This window comes from Aeromonas sp. HMWF014, from assembly GCF_963878295.1.
Classification (GTDB): domain Bacteria; phylum Pseudomonadota; class Gammaproteobacteria; order Enterobacterales; family Aeromonadaceae; genus Aeromonas; species Aeromonas popoffii.
The window spans coordinates 1-1120 of the sequence record NZ_CAWNYS010000579.1 but is presented as its reverse complement, the minus strand read 5'-3'; the positions used below and the strand labels follow the sequence as shown (position 1 = coordinate 1120).

1 protein-coding gene is annotated in these 1120 nt (G+C 64.6%); it reads left to right on the top strand.

The window, feature by feature from the left end; translation table 11 throughout:
- A partial coding sequence (gene fadI, locus AAC083_RS22230) for an acetyl-CoA C-acyltransferase FadI (protein ID WP_108537735.1) occupies positions 1–1120 on the top strand: 1120 nt, incomplete at both ends.

Here is a 1120-nt window from a genome sequence, read left to right as displayed (position 1 = left end):
AGCTGCTCGCCCGCACCGATCTCGATCCCACACTCATAGACCAGCTGGTGGTCGGCCAGGTGGTACAGATGCCGGAAGCGCCCAACATAGCCCGCGAAATCGTGCTCGGCACCGGCATGAGCGTTACCACGGATGCCTATAGCGTGTCGCGCGCCTGCGCCACCAGTTTCCAGGCGGTGGCTAACGTCACCGAATCCATCATGGCCGGCACGGTCGACATCGCCATTGCCGGTGGGGCAGACTCCTCCTCCGTGCTGCCCATCGGCGTCAGCAAGAAGCTGGCGCGCGCCCTGGTGGACCTCAACAAGGCACGTAACCTGCAGCAGCGCTTCAATATTCTGCGGACATTGAGGATCAAGGATCTGATGCCGGTGCCGCCCGCTGTGGCCGAGTATTCCACTGGCCTCTCCATGGGGCAGACCGCCGAGCAGATGGCCAAGAGCCACCAGATCAGCCGCGAGGCGCAAGATGCGCTGGCCCACCGCTCCCACAGCCTGGCGGCGCAAGCCTGGGCCGATGGCAAGTTGAGCGGCGAGGTGTTTACCGCCCATGTGCCCCCCTACACGTCGCCGCTGGAGCGGGACAACAACATCCGCGAAGCGTCCGATCTGGCGAGCTACGCCAAGCTCAAACCCGTGTTTGACCGGGTGCATGGCACAGTGACCGCCGCCAACGCCACCCCGCTTACCGACGGCGCCGCCGCGGTGCTGCTGATGCGCGAAGGGCGGGCCAAAGAGCTGGGACTTGAGCCGCTTGGCTATATCCGCAGCTTCGCCTTCTCTGCCATCGATGTCTGGCAGGACATGCTGATGGGTCCCTCCTATGCTACGCCGCTGGCGCTGGACCGCGCCGGCATCACCCTCGCCGATCTCACCCTGATCGACATGCACGAGGCGTTTGCCGCCCAGACTCTGGCCAACCTCAAGATGTTTGCGAGCGCCGAGTTTGCCCGTGACAAGTTGGGGCGCAGCCAAGCCATAGGTGAAGTGGACATGGACAAGTTCAACGTCCTCGGTGGCTCCCTGGCCTACGGCCATCCTTTTGCCGCGACGGGCGCGCGCATGATCACCCAGACGCTGCACGAGCTGCGTCGTCGGGGTGGGGGATTGGGGCTTAACAC